This window comes from Aequorivita vladivostokensis (assembly GCF_000952855.1).
Taxonomy (GTDB): domain Bacteria; phylum Bacteroidota; class Bacteroidia; order Flavobacteriales; family Flavobacteriaceae; genus Aequorivita; species Aequorivita vladivostokensis.
Map to the genome: position 1 here is coordinate 22,104 of NZ_JSVU01000013.1, position 19,786 is coordinate 41,889.

Here is a 19,786-nt window from a genome sequence, read left to right on the forward strand (position 1 = left end):
CCTTTAGAAAATTGTCTTAAATAAAAAACCCTTCCGACAAATTTCGGAAGGGTTTTTTTGAACTAAAATCTCAAGCTTACTCTTTTATGAGTCTTCTTACTATCTGACCATTTTTAGTTTCTATTTTAATAAAATAGGTAGCTGCAGCCATTTTGGAAACATCTATCGTTTTTCTCATACCCATAGTATTCAAATTGACTTTCAAAATAAGTCTGCCGCGAATATCATAAATACTCAAGTTTTCCAACGAAAGGGCTTGTGGATTATCCAAAACAACTTGATCCTTAGCCGGATTCGGGAATAAAGTAATCTGCTGTAAACCTATTTCGTTAACAGAAAGTTCAACGTCAACCGTTAATTCAAAGGTGCACACGGAAATGTTACCGCTTCCGTCCTCGGCGGTAAGAGATATGGTGTGAACCCCATCGCCCAATTGCGTGCCGGCAGCGGGATCTTGCGATGTGATGGTCACTGGATCGGTACAATTATCTGTCGCACTTGCCTCTCCTATTCCGAAGTAATCTGGTAGCGTGAACATTTCACCAGAAGGTACAACTACAGTTTGGTTTGAAGGACACGTAATATCTGGCGACAATAGATCTTGCACGGTTACCACTGCAATACAAGTGGATGAATTTCCGTTCACGTCGGTTATTGTCAAAGTTACATTATTGGTTCCAAGATTTGAACAATCAAAGGATGAAACGTCAATACTGCTACTTGCAATTCCGCAATTATCATTACTTCCGCCGTCAACATCGGCCGCAACGATGGTTGCGTTGCCCGAGGCATCCAACTGCACGGTAATATTTTGGCAAACCGTAATTGGGTTTTCTGAATCGGTTACAGTAACATCAAATGAGCAGGTTTGAATTGGATTCACACCATCATCATATTCAAAAGTATTGGTTGTAGTACCAATCGGGAACGTGTCACCACTTGCTATACCGGCAGTTTGGGTTAAGGTTCCACTTCCACAGCCTGCAGGAGAGTCCACGGTGTAGGTTACCACAGCCCCACAAATTCCGGGATCGTTGTTCTGGGTGATATTTCCAGGGCAGGTCAATGGACCGCCGCCCCCGTTACCTATTACATTTACAATTGCTGAACAGGTTGAAACCGCACCAGTATCGTTGGTTGCCTGCACCGGGATTGTATTGAGTCCTACATCGGCACAGCTAAAATCTATTGTTGCTCCAAGGGGGCTTCCTCCGAGCACGGTATAATTACCGCAATCAACCGAAATACTGTATAATAAATCCTGCGCATTAATAGTAGCATTTCCGTTGGAATCCAAGTTGACATCCAGTACTGGCGCTGTTATTTCATAATCATATTCTATTCCCCAGCTATTCAAGGTTCCACTAAATGCACTTTCCACATCGGAGACGGTCATTTCCCAGACACCCATAGTACTTTCGCCGTCAAAAACGGAAAGTGGATTATTGGGAATAAAACTTCCATGTATGGTTGGTGTGCCAGACTGGCATTCATTCTCCACCGAGGTGGCTGCTTCATCATTGAGGGTAGCTACGATATCGTCACCCGAACATCCATAGCCTGAAGAAGTTCTTCCTGGTCGGTCAATGATAGTAGCAATAGTACCTGCTGGCGATTTGATTTTAACAATAACATCTCCCACCCAAGTGTGACTAATATTTACGTTCACGTCCAGATCGGTAATTGTTACATTTTCCGAAATTGTCATGGTGGTAGTTACGCCTGAGGTATTCCCGTCGGGTATCGGCACATTAGGACTCACTGACTGAGAGCCGGACATTGGGATTGGGCCGGATCCCATACAGATAATTTCCGGAGCGTTGTTGGTAACATTTATATCATCCGTAAGCGTTATTGGCGCTCCGGTACAGAAATCATTGACTGCGTAAGTTACGGTTACCAAACCTGGGCCGCCTACACTTGGATCAAAAGTAAAGGTGGTACCATTTCCATCGTCAGTTACACCCGGTCCACTATAAATGCCACCTACGGGCATACCGCCCGAAAGTCCTGTAACTATACCACCTGCAAGGCAAATTTCATCGACCACGTCTAGATTTGAAAACGTAGGCGGAAGATCGAAAGCTTCGGTTCCATCGCTTTTGCTGCTGGAAGAACCTTGGCTTGCGCTAAACCCAAGACCTCTTCTCGCAAACGCTTCCCAAATAGCACACTGGTAAGCTCCTCCGAACAGTGCCTGATCTGCTGCCAAAATAGCATCACGACCATCGACAAATCCAGGGCTACATGGTTGAAGTTTTAATCCTTCGGTAACAAGCGCCAAAGAAATATTGTTTCCTCCGTTTCCATTATAAAAATCGGGACTGTAGGGTACGGTAGCCATAATTTCCCAAGTCATTTCCCAAAGCATCGTTGCCCACACTTCACCTACACCGTGCGGTGCAACGGCCGTTTTAATATCGTCATAGGTATGGGGGTTTATAGCAAAATCGGTGCTATATGGATATACTCGAATACCAGGTCCTCCGGGACCCTCTCCTATTAACCAAGTTCCAACACCTCGGTAATCGGGACCTGCATCGCCGGGTTCCATGGTTAGCATCAAGCTATAATAATCGCTCCAGCCCTCGCCCATCTGTTCTTGGTTTTGAAGACAAGATGATGCCGCTGGCCCGCCGGTAAGTCTATTTGAAATTCCGTGTCCATATTCGTGAACGATTACAGCATTGTCCAAATCACCATCTCGAGTATTACAAACATACATTTGCATTCTGGGACGGCTTCCATCGGTTGGAGTAGAAAAATTAGCGTTGCAAGATCCAGACCCATCTTGGGCTTCTGCATTTACTGGGTCATTGCCTGCTCCACCGTTTCCGTAGTTATTGTGCTGGAAATTTCCACTTGCTTCATCAAAACCATACATATAGGTAACATCGTGAATAATGTTTGACCAATAAAATAAGTTGGTAATGGCAGCATTTTCTGACTGATCGCCACTACTATAGGTAGTATTTAACGGAAAATCGAAAACCAGGTTGCCTCCGGGACTAAAAGCATATTTCCCGTCAGGACTGTTATTTGCATTATCATCATCATAGGCATCTACGTTGTTACCACGTGTGTTGGTATACTCGGGAGTATCATCACCGTTAGTATCGTGCCATCCGTAGGGGGATGCAGTTAAGTGTTCAGGGTTTGTTACTAAGGTTCGGGTTCCATAATTTGGGCTTTCCACAGGCATAGCATATACTCTATAACGGGCCGTAGGTGGGGCTACCATAGCCGACAAACCTTTATTGGCTTGAGCGGGTTCACGCATAGGCCCGATAAATGGTGCGGGCGCATCTGTTGCGTGTACATGGTCTGCGTGATCTCCCAAAATATTACATGATACAGTCCAATTATCCTTATCGATAATGGCTCCAGTGACGGCATCTACGCGGAAATTCCACCAATCGGCGGAAGTTTTTTCGGCTATGGAAAGTTCCCAAACCAATTGAGTACCAATTTCCTCCCGATAATAATACATTAGTCTAACGGGTATTTCTTCAGAAGAAATTCCAGCCTTGTTGAATATTGCCGCTTTGCTTTTGCCACCAATATTCTTAATCTGTTCAAGGTTTTGGACACGGTAACCCATTTGCCCCGCAACGGAAGTAATTGCCTGTCTGGCCGAAATTGCCTGGGAACTACTTTTAATGGTAGCTCTTGGATCTGCCAAGAAGTTGTTATGCTCCACCAGCACTTTACCTGTATTGTCAAAATGCACACTGGATTCAGTTCCATATATTTCCAGACCGTCTATGGTCTGCCTAACATATACGTGTCTAATACCACTGGTTCGGCTTGTGTGCTCGTTGGTAATCGCGAGCTCACCGGTTTTCTGTAATACTAGTTTTGCCAACGAAATGGTCGCTGGCTCAGAAGCCAATCTGGCTTCTTGGTTCTTTCTTTCGGAATTTTTTTGCTGTGCGGAGACCTGAAATGCCAATAGACACAGCATCATTAAGAGTAATGCTGATTTTTTCATAATAGAAGGTTGGATTATTTAGTTAAATTGATTTATTATTTAATCGTATAAATCAATCATTTGTCATCACGCAATTTAAAAAAAATCGAGAGATATATGGCAATAAAAAAAGCCTCCCAAAATGGGAGGCTTTGTCTTAAAAAAATTGTGTGTATTAAAGCACTTTTACGTTTACCGCGTTCAATCCTTTTTTGCCTTCTTGAAGATCAAATTCTACTTCGTCACCTTCGCGAACTTCGTCGATAAGGCCTGAAATGTGTACAAAATGTTCTTTGTTGGTTCCTTCTTCAGTGATAAAACCAAAACCTTTGGTGTCGTTGAAGAATTTTACTGTTCCTTTGTTCATTGTATTTAATTAAAAAATTTATAATAAGTGGCAAAGATAATCTTATAAATGAGAAATATTAATTTTTAACAATGTTTATTTCAAAAACTTAAAATTTTAAACTTTTTGTTGAAATTTAATATAATGTATAAAAAATCCTCAAATCGTTACTTATATTACCGTTTACTTACTGGCTATTCGTCTTTTTTTGGCTGAAATCTTCTCTTGAAGCCAAAGTGGATAATTCGAATTATTTTCCGCTTCCAGTATTAATATGGATTGATCGCTATCTGTATTTAATAATTCCCGCTGTTTTTTTCCTAAAATTTCACCCGCAGTCTGCAATCCTGAGTATCCAGCCCCCGCAACTCCGTGGCTAACAATGCTGGCGCCACATAGGTACAGATTTTTTATTTCACTTTTTGATTTGTAGGCAAAAGGCCCAATTTGTGTAAGTTTCTTCTCCGTTCCATACACATTTCCTTTAGTGGAATTTATATAATATTCATTTGTTATGGGCGTTCCCAGTTCTTTGTGAACAATATGCTCTCGAATGGTAGGCAACACTTTTTCCAAAGTATTGATCATTTTTTCCGTAAGCAGTTCCTTAAATTGAAGGTACTTTTCGGATCGTGGCTCCCCCTCGTTTTTGAATTCCTCAAAAACTTTATAATCCAAATAGGTTATGGCCTCTATGCTGTGGTGTTTTCCATCGAAACTGGAAGGGTCTTTCAAGGTTGTGCAACTGATGAACATTCCCTCAAAAGCAGCCTCGGTAGTTATATCGGGCATCATCATGCGTTCATAGACGGTATCCATATCTTCATTGGGCATAAGCCAAATATTTCCGGAATCCATCCCCGCAGCCCTGAGATCCATAGTTACCGTTAGAAAAAGCATAAGTGAAGTGCATGAATAAGTCGTCTTGCTTAACTTTTTCGTCAGTTTTCTACTTAAGTTTTTTTCTCCTACAAGTTGCTGATAGGTAATATTCGGATCGGCGTTTGAAATGATGCGCTGGGCAAATAGCTTCTCCCCGCCTTTCAGCTCAACACCCACGGCCGTTTTTCTTTTGCAAACTTGCAGCAGAATCTTTTTTACGGATTGTTGTGTTCGCACTTCACCACCGTGTTTTTTTAAGGTTCTGGTCATTGCCTTTACAATTGCCGCTCCGCCGCCGCAGGGATAAAAGCCCCCATTAAAGTAATGGTCCATCACTGCGCAGTGCAACGGAAAACTCGCCCTGGCGGGAGCAAGCCCGTGATCACCAAATTGTATATTGAGAATTTTTTTAAGAAGCGGATCCTTAATATGCCAATCGATCACCCTTTTGAGGCTGAAAAGAGCATATTTCCCCATATTCTTGGTTCGGAATGGGATGGTGAGATGTTGCCAAAACCCTTCTACATTTGGAAGTAGTTGCAACTCGGCGCTCACGTTTTTTACCAGGTTTAGATATTTTATTATGTTTTTCTCTTCCTTCGGAAATCTTTCCACAAGCGCGGCAATCAGTTGGTCAAAATTTCCCGGGAAATCAAAACGCTCATCCCCAATATAAGCATGCTCGTAGCCAGCTGGATTCATTCTGAAAAAAACGAGGTTCTCCGCAATACCAAGTGCCTCATAGAGTTGCGAAGTAGATTGTCCTTTATCCAATAGCCCCACGTAATGAACACCCGGAGTAAAGCGATGGCCATTTAAATAAAAACTATGGCACCATCCTCCGGGCACATCGTGCTGCTCCAGAACCAATACTTTCTGACCCGCCTTTGATAAAAAGATAGCTGCAGCAAGGCCGCCTACGCCACTTCCAATTATAATTGTATCAAAATCATTTTGTCTATGGACTGGACGGGAGGTGGCACTGGGAGGCATATTTTTCAGAAGTGTAACTTTGTTGAATATTTGTTAATCATATTTAAACAAAGCTATACTTTTTATTGAAATTGAAACATTGCTTTCAGAAATTTTCAAAAAAACTACAGCGCTGCCATTATCTGGTTTTTCAAAATATCCTCAAAAGTTTCTCTTTTTCTGATTAAATGTGCCTTTCCCTTATACCAAAGTACTTCCGCAGGCCGATAACGGGAGTTGTAGTTACTCGCCATGGTGAAGCAATATGCCCCAGCGTTATGAAAGGAAAGTATATCTCCCTCGTGCAATTCCGGAATGCGGCGGTTGTTCGCAAACGTATCGGTTTCACAAATGTACCCTGTTACGGTGTAAAATCGATCCCTTCCATGGGGCCTTGAAATATTTGAAATTTCGTGTTGCGAGCCGTAAAGCATCGGGCGGATTAAATGGTTGAACCCGCTATCCACCTGCGCAAAAACGGTAGAAGTGGTTTGTTTTATCACATTTACCTTTACCAAAAATTGTCCGGCCTCACTCACCAAAAATTTCCCTGGCTCAAAGGCCAAGGTCAAGTTTTTACCGTATTTTTTACAGAAATCATTAAAGCGCTTACTCAGTTTTTTTCCCAATTCCTCTACGTTTGTTTCAATATCGCCTTCTTTGTAAGGTACTTTGAAACCGCTTCCGAAGTCGATAAATTCAAGATTTTCAAAATTTTCAGCCGCATTAAAGAGAATTTCCGAAGCATAGAGAAAAACATCAATGTCCAAAATATCGCTGCCCGTGTGCATATGGATTCCGTTGATATTCATCCCTGTATTCTCAACTATCCTTTTCAACAAGGGCATTTGATGGATTGAAATTCCAAACTTGCTGTCAATATGCCCCACGGAAATATTTGCGTTTCCGCCTGCCATAACGTGCGGGTTTATTCGGATACAAACAGGGATTTTGGGATGCTTGGTTCCGAATTGCTCCAAAATGGAAAGGTTGTCAATATTTATTTGCACCCCTAATTTTGCGGCTTTTTCAATCTCTTCCAGCGAAATTCCGTTGGGCGTGTAGATTATGTCCTCTGGTTTAGCCCCGGCTTCCAAGCCCAGCATCACTTCCTGTATAGAAACCGTGTCCAGACCACTGCCCATATTAATTAGCAATTTTAATACTGAAATATTTGAAAGGGCTTTTACGGCGTAATTTATTCTCAAACTATCCACCTTATCAAAAGCGCCGGTCAACCGTTTATACTGCTTTTCAATTTTAGCGGCATCATAAACATACACGGGGCTTCCGAATTCTTGGGCAATTGCCAAAAGGTCTTGGTTTTTCATTTCTTTGGAATAAATTTTTTAAAATTAAGGCGCAAAAATAGAAAGGAATGCCGAATTACTTCATTAAGAATCACTTAAATTTTCAAATTTGTGAAGGATGGAAAATTTCTGAAACGTAAAGCTTTAAAAACATTAGCGCATTCCTGTTACATTTGTTATTTTTGCAATCCATAAACAAGCCTGCCTGCCAAACGGGTAGGTACAAAACCGCTACTATGAATTTACACGAATATCAAGGAAAAGAAATTTTAAACAGTTTTGGCGTTGAGATACAGCGCGGTATCGTGGCTACCACCCCCAAAGAGGCAGTGGAGGCCGCAAAAAAACTTACCGAACAAACCGGAACAGGCTGGCACGTTATCAAGGCCCAAGTACACGCCGGTGGCCGCGGAAAAGGTGGTGGTGTAAAACTTGCGAAGAATATAAAGGAGGTTGAGGAAATTGCCGGAAAAATCATTGGGATGGATCTTGTAACCCCGCAAACTTCCGCAGAAGGAAAAAGGGTGCACCAAGTTTTGGTTGCTGAAGATGTTTATTACCCAGGCGACAATGAGCCAGAGGAATATTATATGAGCGTCCTGTTAAATCGTTCCACGGGAAGAAACATGATTATGTATTCTACCGAGGGTGGAATGGATATAGAAACGGTGGCCGAGGAAACTCCTCATTTAATTTTCACCGAAGAAATTGACCCAGCCGTTGGTCTTTTAGGTTTTCAGGCAAGAAGGGTTGCTTTCAATCTTGGTTTAAGCGGAAAGGCTTTTAAGGAAATGACCAAATTTGTTACCGCGCTTTACAAAGCCTACAACGAGTCCGATTCGTCACTTTTTGAAATTAATCCGGTTTTAAAAACAAGTGATGATAGAATTATCGCCGTTGATGCAAAAGTAAGTATAGACGACAATGCACTTTTCCGCCATAAGGATTATATGGAAATGCGCGACAAACGCGAGGAAAACTCCGTAGAGGTTGAAGCTAAGGAAAAAGGCTTGAACTATGTGGATCTTGATGGAAACGTTGGCTGTATGGTTAACGGCGCTGGTCTTGCAATGGCAACAATGGACCTTATTAAGCAAGCGGGCGGCGAACCTGCAAACTTCCTTGACGTAGGTGGAACCGCAGATGCCGAGCGCGTTGAGGCCGCTTTCAAACTAATCTTGAAGGATCCGAGTGTAAAGGCAATCCTTATTAATATTTTCGGTGGAATTGTACGTTGCGACCGAGTGGCCCAAGGGGTAATTGATGCTTATAAGAATATGGGCACCATCCACGTTCCAATCATTGTTCGTTTGCAGGGAACCAATGCCGATATCGCTAAAAAATTGATTGACGACAGTGGACTGGACGTTCAGAGTGCAATAGAATTCCAAGAAGCTGCAGATAAAGTGAAGGAAGTTCTTTCCTAAATTAACACCAATAATTTTGAAAGCCCTTTGCATTTGCGAGGGCTTTTTTGTGAATTAATAATTTATGGAGAAAAATCCCAAATCTCTTCTTAGTGATTTAATAAATATGGTGCGGGCAGACGGCAAAATAAAGCCTTCTGAAGTGGCATTTGTAAAGAAATTGGCCCGAAGAATGGACATTTCTGATCAGGAAATACTCGAACTCTTTCAAAACCCAGAGGACTCACGTCCTGTTTATTCAGAGGTTGAGCGCATCACGCATTTCTATAAATTGATTTTAATGATGAAAATCGATAACGAAACCCATCAATCAGAAATCGTTGCTTTAAAAAATTTTGGACTTAAAATGGGCATTCGCCCTATTGTGGCCGACCAAATTTTGAAAAAGTTGGAACAGTCTGAAAACAATACCATCCCAGCTGAAGAATTACTGAAAGTCTTCAAGATATATTACAACTAGTCCAAAATCATCTTTTCAATCACTGAAACATCCTTATTTGAATCGAATGAGTTCTTAGCCTGGCTTACCAGGGTCTCCATTTCCTTTTTTATGGCCAAAATGTAATTGTCCTCGGCCGCCGGTTGCTGCTGTAGATAAATGAGCATCCACAATAACTTTTCCACCATTATTGGGTCGTGCTTGCAATAGGTCCTCAAAGAAGCCATTACGTTGTACATAAGTTCCTCAAATGTAACTACCGCAATACGGAGCGTAGCCTTTTCTTTATGAATGATGATTCCATTATCTTTTTTCTGCATCCGCAGGGCGAAAAGATCTGTCAAGTAATCTATGGCATTGATTGCAGTTCCAGGATCGTTAATCCCGGGCGACATTGCCTTTACCGCAATTTCGGTAATCTGTTTGAAGGCCAAGACGTAGTTATCCTCTACCAATTCCCCGCGGGCAAAACTTATATTGGAGATAATTGCACTTACCACTTTCTCATCCAGCGGTTTTTCCGATTTCAGGAATACAGAATTTTTCAGAACGAACAATCCTTTGGGGACGGTAATGTACATTTTGGTTTTTTCGTCATCGCAGATTCTTAAAATATTGTTTATTGAAATATTCTGAAAATACCCGCTCCGTCCGGTTTTGTATTCGTGCCAATTTGTGGTATCTGAAAAATCTTTGGTTTGTCCTTCTTCAGAAGAAATCAACTTTTGTAAACGCAGTTCAGCCGCTTCAAAAATAGTGTCCAGAATGTTGCTGATTTGTATGCTCTGCGAAATATTGTGGATAAAATAAATAAAAGCCACTAAACATATAATAGTAAAGGCAATGCCCAAAAGCACTGAAAAACCGGGCAATGTATATTTATCCTCACTTGGTTCAATGGAGAAAAGTGTAAAGATATTGTAGAGAATCGTGGCCAGATATATTCCCAAAATTAATTGGTGCCGCTTGTCACTTATCAATCCAGGAAGCAATCGGGGCGAATAATTGTTTGATGCTTGGCTTAGCAAAAGCATTACCATTGAAAAACTAAAAACCATTAGCGAAATCAATCCCCCCAGACAGGCACTCAATACGGTAAGGGCGGTATCGCCATCCTCTACCATAAGCTGCGGCAATACGTCCATTATTCTTCTTGAAATGCCGTGTTGCTCCAGATACATCATTAAAAGAGCCACTAAAAAACCTGAAAACGCAAATAAGGTAGGATAAAAGGCAATCTTACTTTCAACAGTATTGAAGAAATCAAAAATGCGGATGAAGAGTTTTTTCATAGATATGGTTTATTCAAATTAAAAGTAGTTAAACCCACCTTCATAATTCCTAAAAACGAAGAGAAAATTTCAGCTCAGCGCAATCTAAATGCCAAAAAGTCATTCAAAATATACATGTTTCAGACAAAAAGTCGTAGTTTTTACATTGGAATTGTTATTGCCAATTAGAAGTAAAATAAACGGAGATTTTAAACAATAAAACAATATGAAAACAGTTAATAAAAACAGTATATGGTTACCAGGACTTTTGGATAATCTGCTTTTTGACAATAAGTTAGATGTGCTTAATAACAATTATGAAACATTTAGCATTCCGGCGGTAAATATTATTGAAAATTTCCCGAATTTTGTAGTCGAATTGGCTGTTCCAGGTTTGCAGAAAGAAGATTTTTCCATTGAAGTTGAGGAAGATACATTGAAAATCTCTTCAAAAAAAGCCAAAGAACAAACAGAAGAAAATAACGATTCCCGATTTAGAAAAAGGGAATTTAATTACCAGAGTTTTGAGCGTTCTTTCAAGCTTCCTGAAAATATTAAAACTGAAGACATTCAGGCCAATTACGAAAATGGTATTTTAAAGATTACGCTTCCTAAAGAAGAAAAGAAAGCATTGAAGAAAATGGTTGAGATTTCATAATTGAAATTTAATTTGGTTAGTTAGTTGAAAATGACCGCGTGCTACTCAATCGGTGCGCGGTTTTTTCATGGGACTAATTGGGCCCTCTCCTTCTTCGCCCACCTGTACTTCTCTGGGCTCTTTTTAAATTTCGCTCCTCTTGTCTTTTCTTTTCAGGTTTTACGGTTTCTACCGACTTTTCCCGGCCATCTTTTTGATAAGCCTTGGGGAGACCATCACTATCCTTAACGGAGTCTTTCAGCGTTTTAAGTTCTTCCGCCGTAAGATCGCGCCACGCGCCTACTGGTAAATCTCCCAACTCAAGGTTCATAATGCGGATGCGTTGTAAAGCAACAACTTCATACCCCAAATATTCGCACATCCTGCGAATCTGCCTGTTTAAGCCCTGCACCAAAATAATCCGAAACTCAAACCTGCTTATTCGTTCCACTTTACATCGCTTGGTTACTGTATCCAAAATAGGAATCCCGGAACCCATGCGCTTAATAAATTCATCGGTAACAGGTCTATCTACTTTTACTATATATTCCTTTTCGTGCTTGTTCCCCGCACGCAGGATTTTGTTCACAATATCGCCCTCATTTGTAAGCAACAGCAGGCCTTCACTTGGTTTGTCTAATCTTCCAACCGGAAAAATACGTTCGGGATGTTTTATAAAATCAACTACGTTATCGTCAAAACGCGTGTCGGTGGTACAGGTTATGCCTACGGGTTTGTTCAGCATTATATACACTTCGGCAGTATTTTCCTTAATGAGTTTTCCGTCCACGCGCACCTCATCTTCGGGCATTACCCTATCGCCCAGCCCGCTTTTTTCCCCGTTCACGGTTACGCGTCCCTTTTCAATTAAAGTGTCGGCCTCGCGGCGGGAGCAGTAACCGCTATCGCTTATGGCCTTGTTCAATCGTACGGAATCTGGATGGTGCATTTCTAATTTTTCAACAAAGATACCATTATTGCAGCGCATGGCGAAAAGGTTAAATTTGATTTAAACGCCCTATCCAACTTTTTAAAAAATTGTAGTTTCAACAAAAATTTCAACAATGGCAATACTCGGCTCAATAATAAAAACCGCGATCGATCTACGGGGAGCGATCGTTTCAGAAAAATCTCCCGTGGAATCGCAGCGGGAAGTCCTAAAAAACCTTCTCGAAAAAGCAAAGAACACCGCCTTTGGGAAATATTACGGCTTTTCAAAAATTCTTGAAGCAACCGATATTGAAAAAGAGTTTGCCGAGAAAGTTCCCTATTTTGATTACCACCAAATGGAGGCCGAATGGTGGTGCAAGACCCAGGAAGGAATGGAAGATATTAGCTGGCCCGGAAAGCCTACCTACTTTGCCCGAAGCAGCGGCACGACCGGAAAAACCTCAAAACGCATTCCCGTTACCGACGAGATGATCGAGGCCATTCGCACGACGGGCATCAAGCAAGTTGGCGCATTGACCAATTTTGAAATCCCTTCCGATTTTTACGAAAAGGAAATCATGATGCTGGGCAGCAGCACCAATCTGGAGGAACAGGATCAGTTTTTGGAGGGTGAAATAAGCGGTATCAGCGCCAGCAACATTCCGTTTTGGTTTCGGGGCTATTACAAACCGGGAGAGGAAATTGCCCAAATGGACGACTGGGACCAAAAGGTGGAAACCATTGCCAAAAATGCCCGAAATTGGGACATTGGTGCCCTCAGCGGCATTCCTTCGTGGATGGAATTGATGATGAAGAAGGTTATTGAATACCACGATGCGGCAAACATTCACGAAATCTGGCCAAACCTGCAGGTCTATACCACTGGCGGTGTTGCGTTTCAGCCGTATGAGAAGAGTTTTAACCAATTATTGGCGCATCCCATTATTGTGATTGACACCTATTTGGCCTCGGAAGGGTTTTTGGCATTTCAGAATAGGCCCGATACCACTTCAATGAAGTTAGTTACCGACAATGGAATCTATTTTGAATTCGTTCCCTTCAAACCCGAGTATATCAACGATGATGGTTCCCTTGCACAGGACGCCCCTGCCCTAACCCTCGCCGAAGTGGAACCGGGTGTGGATTATGTTTTGATAATCAGTACAGTCTCGGGCGCTTGGCGCTATTTGATTGGCGATACCATTGCTTTTACCGATGTGGAAAAGGCCGAAATAAAAATCACGGGGCGGACCAAATTCTTTTTAAATGTGGTTGGTTCACAATTATCCGTGAACAAAATGGAAGTTGCCTTGCGTGAAATGGAGGAGAAATTCGATATAAAAATCCCTGAATTTACTTTAGCAGCGGTCAAAATAGAGGGCGAATTTTACCACCATTGGTATTTGGGTACGCAAACCGAAATCGACGCAGCAGAAATAGCGAACGCGCTGGATGAAGCCTTAAAGGAAGCAAATAAAAACTACGCAGTCGCACGTTCAAAAGCGCTGAAGGGCGTAAAAGTGAATACTGTTAATCCTGAAATTTTCCACGAATGGAACGCCAAAAACAAAAAGAAGGGCGGACAGGTAAAAATGGAAAAGGTTATGGACGAGGAAAAGTTTGCTGAGTGGGAAAGGTTTGTAAAAACTCAGGTTAAGGTGTGAGGTTTGAGGTGTGAGGTGTGAGGTGTGAGGTTTGAGGTTTGAGGTTTGAGGTTTGAGGTTTTAAAAATACAAATTCCGAAAATTTTCAAATCACAAATCTTGTTGCTCTGAGCGCGGCCTAAGGGTCTATTGAACAAATTATCGCTTCAACAATAAAACATATCAGCTACCCTCTTCCCCCACAATCTCTGGCTCCTCTTCTACTTTATTTTCATTGATGAGCTCCATTACTTCCTCTGGGGAAATGTAAAGGCGGCGGATGCGCTCCTTGTATTTTTCGGAAAGGCTGGCATTGTCGAGTATGAAGTTTTTTGTCTTTAAAATATAATCCCCCATCCCGTGGGCAATGGCATAGGTATCTGCAGTGCGCTCAACTTCCTTGATATGTGCTGAAGAGAACAGATATTTTATTCCGAAGATAAGCATCCCAAAATTTGTGCGCTCCCTATAATCCATAACGTGGCCCAGTTCGTGGCCAAGCCAACCTACTTTTACATCAGATGGTATATCTTCCATGGTGAAATGTTCGCCTTCAATCTGAATGTTTCGGCTTATTAAAATTACGTACTCCCGGTTTTCCTTTCTCTTAAAAAAACTCGCAAACCGCGGCTGGGCCTGCATAGTGGATTTTTTAATATTCTCCTTGAATTTGAATTCAATTGCGGTATCGTACAGTTCAGGATAAAAGGAAATCGCCTCAATAACTTCTTTTTTGATGCTCTCGGGAATAATCTTATTGTCCAAATTGATATTTTGCGCTGAAACCATAGAAATGGTAAAGTACAAAATAGGTTTTATGAGGGACGTTAAAGGCATTATAAATTCTCGGTATTGGGTGTTCGGGATTTGGGATTAGGGATTTGGGATTTGGGATTTGGGATTTGTATTTTTTGTTGCAGGTTTCAGGTTTCAGGTTTCAGGTTTCGGGTTTCGGGTTTCGGGTTTCGTGTTTCGTGTTTCGTGTTTCGGGTTAATATAAATGAAAATTGAGCATTGAAAATTGAACATTGAACATTGAGCATTGAAAATTGAACTTAAACCTCTTCCAATTGTTTCTGAAACGTCTTAATCTTATCCCGCAACTTGGCGGCCATCATAAAATCCAAATCCTTTGCGGCTTTTTCCATGGCTTTTCGGGTGTCGCGGATTTTCTTTTCTATCTGTGCCTTGGTCAAATATTCCACCTCCGATTCCGCGGCGAGGGTTTCGGCATTTTCAAACGTATAAGCCTCCTGCTTGGATTTCGTCAATGAGTTTTCAAATGACTTTTTTATCTGCGTTGGCGTAATGCCATGCGCTTCATTATAGGCAATCTGCTTTTGGCGGCGGTACTCGGTGCCGTCAATGGTTTCCTGCATGCTTCGGGTTATTTTATCGGCATACATAATTGCCTTTCCATTTAGGTTACGGGCGGCGCGGCCTACGGTCTGGGTAAGCGAGCGGTTGCTTCGCAGAAATCCTTCCTTATCGGCATCCAGAATGGCTACTAAGGAAACTTCCGGTAAATCCAATCCTTCCCGTAACAGGTTTACACCTACCAACACATCAAAGAGTCCGAGGCGCAAATCCTGCATAATCTCTACGCGTTCCAAGGTATCCACATCACTGTGAATATAGCGGGTACGGATTTGTACCCTTGTTAAATATTTGGTGAGTTCTTCCGCCATTCTTTTGGTCAGGGTGGTTACCAAAACGCGTTCGTCTTTCTCCACGCGCAATTGGATTTCCTCCAATAAATCATCAATCTGGTTTAGGCTGGGGCGTACTTCAATGGGTGGGTCCAGCAAACCTGTGGGGCGAATAATCTGTTCCACATACACGCCACCGCTTTTTTCAAGTTCGTAATCGGCGGGCGTGGCGCTTACGTAGATTACTTGGTTTTGCAGGGCTTCAAATTCCTCAAACTTTAGCGGACGGTTGTCCATCGCAGCTGGCAATCTAAAGCCATATTCCACAAGATTTTCCTTTCGGGAACGGTCGCCACCGTACATGGCGCCTACCTGTGGAATGGTTACGTGGCTTTCATCCACAACCATCAAATAATCCCTGGGAAAGTAATCCAACAAACAGAACGGACGCGTGCCGGGCAGTCGCTGGTCCAAGTAGCGCGAATAGTTTTCAATGCCGCTGCAATAGCCGAGTTCGCGAATCATTTCCAAATCGAAATTGGTTCGTTCGTCCAGACGTTTTGCCTCCAGATGTTTTCCTATTTCGCCAAAATATTCCACCTGTTTTACCAAATCGTCCTGAATCTGGCGGATGGCGCCCTGCAGCACATCTGGCGAGGTAACGAACATATTTGCAGGGTAAATATTCAGTCGGTCGTATTTGGCTTTTATGTTGTTGTTCAATGGGTCAAACACTTCTATTTCCTCAATTTCATCTCCGAAAAAGTGGATTCTAAAAGCATCATCCGCATAACCAGGGTACACATCTACCGTATCTCCTTTTATGCGGAAACGGCCGTGGTTGAATTCCGCTTCGGTTCTTGAGTAAAGACTTTGAACCAAACGGTGCAACAATTTGGTGCGGGAGATGATCTGCCCTTTTTCCAAACTGATCACGTTTTTCTGAAATTCCGCAGGGTTCCCGATACCGTAGAGGCAGGAAACCGAGGAAACCACCAGCACATCCCTCCTGCCCGAAAGCAAGGACGAGGTGGTGCTAAGGCGCATTTTTTCAATCTCCTCGTTTATGGAAAGATCTTTTTCTATGTAGGTGCCGCTGCTGGGGATAAATGCTTCGGGCTGGTAATAGTCGTAATAGGACACAAAATACTCCACCGCGTTTTCGGGGAAGAGGTTTTTAAACTCTGTGTACAACTGTGCCGCGAGGGTTTTGTTGTGCGCCAAAACCAGGGTTGGTTTTTGCACTTGCTGCACCACATTGGCCACGGTAAAGGTTTTTCCGGAGCCGGTTACGCCGAGAAGGGTTTGGTATTTTTCGTCTGCGTTTAGGCCGTTTACCAAGGCTTTTATGGCCTCGGGCTGGTCGCCGGAGGGGGTGTATTCTGTAGCTAATTTAAAATTCATTTGTTCTTTTTCATTGCTTTACAAAAGTAGTGAAATAGAACGTGAGTAGTGAGTGGTGAGTGGTGAGAAGTTTTGATGGTAGGCTTTTCTTTGAGTGAGAAAAATGGAAACGCCCGCTGGGGCGGGCGTCTTTTTATATTTTGTAGCCTTTTATGAGTTTGTATTCTGATGATTGGATACCATATTGTGATTTTACTGCGTCCTTGATGGTTTGGGAGCGGCTTGAAAGGGTACTGTACTCATTGAGGCGCATGTCCTGAAGGGGTTTTAATGTGCTGTATGCCGTTGTTACTTGCGTGTTTGCGGCTGTTAGGGCTTCTAACTGCAGGGTTAGATTTTCTGTGGTGATGCTTGTGTTTGTGGGGGCGTATGCTTCGCCATAACTGTTAAGAATTGTAATAATATCTGCAAAATACTGGGTCTGGCTACCGTAGGAACGGTGTGATTGAGATACAAATTCGCCTTCTTCGTCTCTTTTTAATTTGGCGGTTTTTTCTCCTCTTATATTGTTTACAAGGGTGGTTATTTCTGCAGCCTGTTCAGACTTTTTGCCAAACTTTGCCTTAACGTAAGAGAGGATGGGTGACATTGTTTTGAACAATGATGTTTCGCTTTTCATAAATAGGTACTGACGGTTATCTACCGCGAGGGAGAACTGAGAGTGTGCGGCGGCAACTTGTGCGTTGACGTCTTCTATAGCCGTAATTAAGGTATTGTATGCTGCCACTGAAGTTTCTGGGGTTAGTGGTACATACCCTGCAAAGGTTGCAAGGTTTGTGGAGAGTTGTTCTGCGTTATAAAGACGCGCTCCGAAGGTGTTTTCTGTGCGGGATGCCATAGGTTTTGGATTTTAGATTTAAGACAATTAAATATCAAAATAAATTTAAAATGCTTTCGTGAAATTTCAAAATTAATTTGAGTTAAATTTTTAAGGATTTGTGCTTTATGATACTGGTGCTGAGGGATTAGCGATGAGGAATGAGGGAAATGATATTGGCTTTGAGGGAAGAAATATTGGCTATGAGGGAAATGATATTGGCTTTGAGGGAAAAAATATTGGCTATGAGGGAAATGGTATTGGCTATGAGGGAAATGATATTGGCTATGAGGGAAATGATATTGGCTGTGAGGGAAATGATATTGGCTATGAGGGAAATGATATTGGCTATGAGGGAAATGATATTGGCTTTGAGGGAAAAAATATTGGCTTTGAGGAATGTGTTGTGTTTCTTGTTTCTTGTTTCTTGTTTAATTGGGGGATTGGTTCATTGGGTTTTTACCACAAAGGGCACGGAGAAGGCACAAAGGGCACTATGAAAGGGGGTGTGATGATTGGATGGTGTATGGAAAATATAAAGAACCCAACTTATGTGGCCCCTTCTTGGCTGTTTAGGCTCCTGCCGGTGTCTGTTGGGTTCTTCTTTATTGTTTTTTGCTTTGACTGTACCTTTAAGCTCGAGGCGTGGCTTTGACACTTTGGGAGGCTGAGGACTGGCGAAGTTGAGCATGACAGGGGTGTGCCTTGCCTATGGTATAATTCGGAACTGGGATTGAACAGGTTTGGGGGCACACGTTGCAAATGTGCGCTAGTGGGGGGGCCACTGGTCGGTATCTAAAAAGCAAACGGCAAAGCACCGTGGAGCCTGTCTTTGGAACCCTCAAGGAGTTTATGGGGCTTCGCAAGGTCAATACCATTGGCATTAAACAGGCCAACAAATGCATGCACCTCTCGGCAATGGCCTACAACCTCAAGAAATACCTCAAGTTCGTCCAAAAACGCGCAAAGAGCGGGGCGGAAAGCCTGGTTTTGTATTTTTTACCAAAAATAGTGCTTCAGAATGTAGCATGGCTTTTTTTAAAAGCACCAAATCTGGTTCCTACTCAAGCCTGACCAAAAAAACAAAGCCGCTTAAAACGGCTTATATTGGTTCGGACTTAAAAAATTAAGGGGTTGTGCAACGGTTACCATTGTTGTAAGCAGTTTTTATTTGATTCGTTTTTTTATTAATATTATTTGTCCAAGATGATAATAAGTATGTTCTATCATTGCGTCAAAATTCCTGTAAAAAGTACCGTATTTTTTATCTACAAAGTCCGATAATATTTTTTCGTCAGTCATATTTTTGACAAGTTCAATAAATTCTTCCGAGTCAAGGCAAAACTTATTTACTAAATCTTTCCAATCTTGTTCAGATTCTATTGGTGGGCAATCAAAACTATATTTATCTCGAATATCAAGTGTTCCGTCTTTAAGAACGTTTGCCACTCCAGCAATATAGTAATCAATGTGAAAAGTCAAATCAGCAATTGTGTTTAAGTCATCTATTTTTTGAGTTGCTTGTTTCCAATCAAGGTCAATTATTTGTTCCTTGAAATTTGTGCCTAAGACCCATTTACCTTCTGTAAAAACTTCTTTCAGTCGGTCAGCTAAGTATTCGTTTAGTCTCATTTTAGATTAGTAGCTTTTTTGCGGTTTTCTCAAATTGCTTACAACGTGTTGTATAAGGAAAGTTGCGTGTTTGTGTGCGAGGATTTTCCGAAGGAAAATCAGAAGCTAGCAAACGAGCAACTAATATTGGTTTAGCTAAAACTAGCAATTTTTTTTATACGGTGTGCCTGTTGCACAACCACCTCTTCAAATATAGCAAAAGGCTTGTATAAAATTGAGAAGTTTATTAATTTCATGCCTATGCAAGGCAAGAAAAACTATCAGGAAAAACTCTTCACAAGCTTTAAGCTAAGCGACAGGGTTTCAAAAGAAAATTTTTACCGACGGCTAAAAGAAGTTCTAGACCTGGACTTTCTTTACCCGCTCACCAATAAGTTCTATGGACAAAGTGGGCAAAAGAGCATAGACCCCGTGGTCTTTTTTAAGATATGCCTGGTGGGCTATCTGGAAAACATAA

The 19,786-nt window shown here is 41.9% G+C and carries 15 protein-coding genes and 2 pseudogenes; 7 read left to right on the forward strand and 10 right to left on the reverse strand.

What is annotated here, in order from left to right:
* Window positions 1-76: 76 nt before the first annotated feature.
* The 4 genes from MB09_RS15645 to lysA all read right to left on the reverse strand — a co-directional run bounded on the left by MB09_RS15645 (window position 77) and on the right by lysA (window position 7,501).
* Window positions 77-3,991, reverse strand: a complete 3,915-nt coding sequence (locus tag MB09_RS15645) for a M36 family metallopeptidase (protein WP_052671416.1) — start codon at window positions 3,989-3,991, stop codon at window positions 77-79.
* Window positions 3,992-4,145: 154 nt separating this feature from the next.
* Window positions 4,146-4,337 (reverse strand): cold-shock protein, encoded by a 192-nt coding sequence (locus MB09_RS14640; RefSeq protein ID WP_026451656.1) that lies wholly within the window; start codon window positions 4,335-4,337, stop codon window positions 4,146-4,148.
* A gap of 162 nt (window positions 4,338-4,499) precedes the next feature.
* Entirely contained in the window at window positions 4,500-6,191 is a 1,692-nt protein-coding gene (locus MB09_RS14645; protein ID WP_045081669.1) for a phytoene desaturase family protein, read from the reverse strand.
* Window positions 6,192-6,295: 104 nt separating this feature from the next.
* Window positions 6,296-7,501, reverse strand: a complete 1,206-nt coding sequence (gene lysA / locus MB09_RS14650) for a diaminopimelate decarboxylase (protein ID WP_045081670.1) — start codon at window positions 7,499-7,501, stop codon at window positions 6,296-6,298.
* 215 nt (window positions 7,502-7,716) lie between these two features.
* On the opposite strand from lysA, the gene sucC reads away from it, so the two are divergent.
* Window positions 7,717-8,907 carry an ADP-forming succinate--CoA ligase subunit beta gene (gene sucC / locus MB09_RS14655; protein ID WP_045081687.1) on the forward strand — a complete coding sequence of 397 codons (1,191 nt, stop codon included), beginning with the start codon at window positions 7,717-7,719 and terminating at the stop codon, window positions 8,905-8,907.
* Between the two features lie 64 nt (window positions 8,908-8,971).
* Window positions 8,972-9,367 (forward strand): tellurite resistance TerB family protein, encoded by a 396-nt coding sequence (locus MB09_RS14660; RefSeq protein ID WP_045081671.1) that lies wholly within the window; start codon window positions 8,972-8,974, stop codon window positions 9,365-9,367.
* On the opposite strand, the gene MB09_RS14665 is transcribed toward MB09_RS14660, so the two are convergent.
* Complete coding sequence (locus MB09_RS14665) at window positions 9,364-10,638, reverse strand: DUF2254 domain-containing protein (protein WP_045081672.1); 1,275 nt, start codon at window positions 10,636-10,638, stop codon at window positions 9,364-9,366. The two genes, MB09_RS14660 and MB09_RS14665, sit on opposite strands and share 4 nt — an antisense overlap.
* 205 nt (window positions 10,639-10,843) lie before the next feature.
* Here MB09_RS14665 and MB09_RS14670 point away from each other — a divergent pair, with 205 nt between their 5' ends.
* Window positions 10,844-11,275, forward strand: coding sequence for an Hsp20/alpha crystallin family protein (locus tag MB09_RS14670; protein ID WP_045081673.1), 432 nt, complete (start codon window positions 10,844-10,846; stop codon window positions 11,273-11,275).
* 73 nt (window positions 11,276-11,348) lie between these two features.
* On the opposite strand, the gene rluF is transcribed toward MB09_RS14670, so the two are convergent.
* Window positions 11,349-12,242 carry a 23S rRNA pseudouridine(2604) synthase RluF gene (gene rluF / locus MB09_RS14675; RefSeq protein ID WP_407637650.1) on the reverse strand — a complete coding sequence of 298 codons (894 nt, stop codon included), beginning with the start codon at window positions 12,240-12,242 and terminating at the stop codon, window positions 11,349-11,351.
* A 76-nt stretch (window positions 12,243-12,318) separates the two neighbouring features.
* On the opposite strand from rluF, the gene MB09_RS14680 reads away from it, so the two are divergent.
* The gene (locus tag MB09_RS14680; protein WP_045081674.1) at window positions 12,319-13,848 is read left to right on the forward strand and encodes a GH3 family domain-containing protein; all 1,530 of its coding nucleotides are present in this window, start codon (window positions 12,319-12,321) and stop codon (window positions 13,846-13,848) included.
* A gap of 162 nt (window positions 13,849-14,010) precedes the next feature.
* Here the strand turns inward: MB09_RS14680 and MB09_RS14685 are convergent, their stop codons facing one another.
* The 3 genes from MB09_RS14685 to MB09_RS14695 all read right to left on the reverse strand — a co-directional run bounded on the left by MB09_RS14685 (window position 14,011) and on the right by MB09_RS14695 (window position 17,718).
* The gene (locus MB09_RS14685) at window positions 14,011-14,664 is read right to left on the reverse strand and encodes a hypothetical protein (RefSeq protein WP_084709150.1); all 654 of its coding nucleotides are present in this window, start codon (window positions 14,662-14,664) and stop codon (window positions 14,011-14,013) included.
* Window positions 14,665-14,882: 218 nt separating this feature from the next.
* On the reverse strand, window positions 14,883-16,880 hold the full coding sequence (uvrB, locus tag MB09_RS14690) for an excinuclease ABC subunit UvrB (RefSeq protein WP_045081676.1): 1,998 nt from the start codon (window positions 16,878-16,880) through the stop codon (window positions 14,883-14,885).
* Window positions 16,881-17,013: 133 nt separating this feature from the next.
* Window positions 17,014-17,718 carry a hypothetical protein gene (locus MB09_RS14695; protein ID WP_045081677.1) on the reverse strand — a complete coding sequence of 235 codons (705 nt, stop codon included), beginning with the start codon at window positions 17,716-17,718 and terminating at the stop codon, window positions 17,014-17,016.
* A 100-nt stretch (window positions 17,719-17,818) separates the two neighbouring features.
* On the opposite strand from MB09_RS14695, the gene MB09_RS14700 reads away from it, so the two are divergent.
* On the forward strand, window positions 17,819-18,352 hold the full coding sequence (locus MB09_RS14700; protein ID WP_131459938.1) for a hypothetical protein: 534 nt from the start codon (window positions 17,819-17,821) through the stop codon (window positions 18,350-18,352).
* Window positions 18,353-18,483: 131 nt separating this feature from the next.
* Window positions 18,484-18,684 (forward strand): annotated as a pseudogene (locus tag MB09_RS16635) (transposase); the annotation flags it as partial.
* Between the two features lie 180 nt (window positions 18,685-18,864).
* On the opposite strand, the gene MB09_RS14710 reads toward MB09_RS16635, so the two are convergent.
* A complete protein-coding gene (locus MB09_RS14710) occupies window positions 18,865-19,329 on the reverse strand; it encodes a hypothetical protein (protein WP_045081680.1) in 465 nt (154 codons plus the stop codon).
* 240 nt (window positions 19,330-19,569) lie between these two features.
* Here MB09_RS14710 and MB09_RS14715 point away from each other — a divergent pair.
* Window positions 19,570-19,786 (forward strand): annotated as a pseudogene (locus MB09_RS14715) (IS1182 family transposase); the annotation flags it as partial.

Bases quoted from the DNA above. Each gene is read 5' to 3' on its own strand.
- rluF (WP_407637650.1), bottom strand. From the start codon at position 12,242: ATGCGCTGCAATAATGGTATCTTTGTTGAAAAATTAGAAATGCACCAT.
- MB09_RS15645 (WP_052671416.1), bottom strand. From the start codon at position 3,991: ATGAAAAAATCAGCATTACTCTTAATGATGCTGTGTCTATTGGCATTT.
- sucC (WP_045081687.1), top strand. From the start codon at position 7,717: ATGAATTTACACGAATATCAAGGAAAAGAAATTTTAAACAGTTTTGGC.
- lysA (WP_045081670.1), bottom strand. From the start codon at position 7,501: ATGAAAAACCAAGACCTTTTGGCAATTGCCCAAGAATTCGGAAGCCCC.
- MB09_RS14670 (WP_045081673.1), top strand. From the start codon at position 10,844: ATGAAAACAGTTAATAAAAACAGTATATGGTTACCAGGACTTTTGGAT.
- MB09_RS14695 (WP_045081677.1), bottom strand. From the start codon at position 17,718: ATGGCATCCCGCACAGAAAACACCTTCGGAGCGCGTCTTTATAACGCA.
- MB09_RS14640 (WP_026451656.1), bottom strand. From the start codon at position 4,337: ATGAACAAAGGAACAGTAAAATTCTTCAACGACACCAAAGGTTTTGGT.
- MB09_RS14660 (WP_045081671.1), top strand. From the start codon at position 8,972: ATGGAGAAAAATCCCAAATCTCTTCTTAGTGATTTAATAAATATGGTG.
- MB09_RS14645 (WP_045081669.1), bottom strand. From the start codon at position 6,191: ATGCCTCCCAGTGCCACCTCCCGTCCAGTCCATAGACAAAATGATTTT.
- uvrB (WP_045081676.1), bottom strand. From the start codon at position 16,880: ATGAATTTTAAATTAGCTACAGAATACACCCCCTCCGGCGACCAGCCC.
- MB09_RS14710 (WP_045081680.1), bottom strand. From the start codon at position 19,329: ATGAGACTAAACGAATACTTAGCTGACCGACTGAAAGAAGTTTTTACA.
- MB09_RS14680 (WP_045081674.1), top strand. From the start codon at position 12,319: ATGGCAATACTCGGCTCAATAATAAAAACCGCGATCGATCTACGGGGA.
- MB09_RS14665 (WP_045081672.1), bottom strand. From the start codon at position 10,638: ATGAAAAAACTCTTCATCCGCATTTTTGATTTCTTCAATACTGTTGAA.
- MB09_RS14685 (WP_084709150.1), bottom strand. From the start codon at position 14,664: ATGCCTTTAACGTCCCTCATAAAACCTATTTTGTACTTTACCATTTCT.